Source organism: Bacillus sp. C30 (assembly GCF_040838255.1).
Classification (GTDB): domain Bacteria; phylum Bacillota; class Bacilli; order Bacillales; family Bacillaceae_G; genus Bacillus_A; species Bacillus_A mycoides.
The window spans coordinates 1-2,213 of the sequence record NZ_JBFPJH010000464.1; the positions used below are offsets into that span (position 1 = coordinate 1).

A 2,213-nucleotide genomic window follows, 5' to 3' on the forward strand; every position below is an offset into this window, starting at 1 on the left:
TTTATTAACAAGACCCTTTTAAGAACAAATTTAGATATTTTAGAAAGACAACTTTCATTAGTTCTTTATATATATAAAGGACTAATATATTCAACAATTCTATTCTTTATAGTTTCTTTTTCATACAAAAAGCTTCACTAAAATTTAGCAGGTGTACCTTGATGAAAATACATTTGCCATCTTCCTTCTCTAAATTTCCATATCGAACTACGTAACGAGTGTTGATTATTCATTTCATTGAATATTTGATAAGTAGTTAATGCTACATCTTTGGATAATGGATGTACTTCAAAATCACTCAAAGTCATTTTTACCACACCAATTCCACTTTTATCGATATCCTCATTTTTATATAAAACTTTACCAGAACTCCCAAACTCAAAAAAATCAGCGGCAAGTATCTTTTTAAGCTCCTTTTGAGATGTGCGAACCCCTGGTTTAAGTAATCGTTCCTCTAGCTGATATAAACACTCTCTTAATGAAGATAAACCTTCCATTAGTACACTCCTCCGCCCATAATTACCCGAATGTTACAACTTTTCATTCTGCACTACACAATTATTCTGTATGTTTTTGCTAGTTCTGCAGCTCTATCCATTCATCACGCAATATCCCCATAATCATACGATCAAAACACTTCCCATCCCTTTGAACCGCTTCTCTCATACACCCTTCCATCTGAAAACCCATCTTTTTATACAACGCAATGGCAGCTTTATTATACGAAATAACATCGAGGCCGATGCGGTGTAGATTCATTTCATAGAAAGCATACTTTAGAATAATATGTATCGCTTCTTTCCCATATCCCTTCCCTCTATCATTTGCCTCTCCTATACCAATTGCTAATAGACCTGTTCTGTTATTCCACTCTATGCCGTGAATTGCAACAAAACCAATTAAGCGCTCATCTTGAACTGTTCTTAACATGAAAGAAACACTATTCGATCTCCGTCCCTTTAATAGCCCATCACTCGCTATTTCATGTAACGATTGCGGGAATGCCAAGTCTGTATCTACATTTCTTAAGTACTCACTATCCTCTTGCCACATAGCCATTACTTCAGCATCTGCTTCTCTAACAGCTGATAATTTAATAGTTTTATTTTGAAAAAGATTCATCGTCATCTAAAACTCCCCCTTTTTTAAATAGCGGGGACAATAATTCTAGCCTATTTATCCCCTTGTTCCATAAACTGTTTTTTTAACGGGATACTTACAATAAGCGCTGACATTGGCACATCTCCCTTGCATTGAATTAACTTCATTGTATAATTTTTCATTTATTCTAACAATAACAACAATAAAAAGACCCTCCAAATTTAGAGGGCCTTTCCTAATAGCAAAACTGTATTATTTCGTAAACATTTTCTCTGCTTCATCCATTGCCATTTTGTTACCTAAAGCAGAATAGTCAAGCCATGGTTGATCATTAATAATGTATACGTGCTTACCTTTAACAGCTTTTAAGTCTTTCCAAATTGGTGTTTCTTGCAGTTGTTTAAATGCTGCTTTTGCTTTATCGTCTCTGTTTACGACAACGAAAATAGCATCCGCATCAAAGTCAGGTAATACTTCTTGTGAAATTACTTCGAAAGGACGGTTTCCATCAATTTTCTCTACACCATTTGCAGGTTGTAATCCTAAGTCTTGGAATAAAATTGGTCCCATCGGTCTTTTCGTACTAAACACACGTAATTCTTTTGCAGTAACACGAATTGCCATTACTTTTTCGTTAGTACCTAACTCTTTATCTATTAAACTTTTTACTCGTTTTGATTGCTCTTCATAGTCTTGAATATATTTATCTGCTTCTTTCTCACGGTTTACAAGCTTACCTACTTCTTTTAAATGATCTCTCCACGTACCTTCATCTAAATTAAAAGTATGTGTTTTTGCAATTTTTTCGTATTTCGCTAAATCTTTGCCAGCATATTTTTCATCCACATAAATTTCAGATGGCTTTAATTGTAGTAATGCTTCCATATTCGGATCTGTTACAACGCCCAGTTTTTTCGTATCTTTCAGCTGTTCTTTCACGTGAGGTAAGAAATCTTTTAAATCTCCACCAATTACAGAACCTACCGGTGTAATTCCTAATGCAAGTAAGTTATTCGTTAAATGAATAGACATAGAAGCAATTTTTGGATCATTACTTTTTTCAGTTTTTTTAGTTGCCTCTTCACTAGATTTCGTTTGACCACATGCTGATA

3 protein-coding genes are annotated in these 2,213 nt (G+C 34.3%); all 3 read right to left on the bottom strand.

Annotation, left to right across the window (positions count from 1 at the left end; genetic code table 11):
- Nucleotides 1-137: 137 nt before the first annotated feature.
- Complete coding sequence (locus AB3X49_RS21775; RefSeq protein ID WP_367964695.1) at nucleotides 138-497, bottom strand: nuclear transport factor 2 family protein; 360 nt, start codon at nucleotides 495-497, stop codon at nucleotides 138-140.
- A gap of 79 nt (nucleotides 498-576) precedes the next feature.
- Nucleotides 577-1,128: a GNAT family N-acetyltransferase gene (locus AB3X49_RS21780; protein WP_367964697.1), complete on the bottom strand. Its 552-nt coding sequence runs from the start codon at nucleotides 1,126-1,128 to the stop codon at nucleotides 577-579.
- Between the two features lie 225 nt (nucleotides 1,129-1,353).
- On the bottom strand, nucleotides 1,354-2,213 hold an 860-nt coding region (locus AB3X49_RS21785), incomplete at its 5' end, for an iron-hydroxamate ABC transporter substrate-binding protein (protein WP_367964699.1).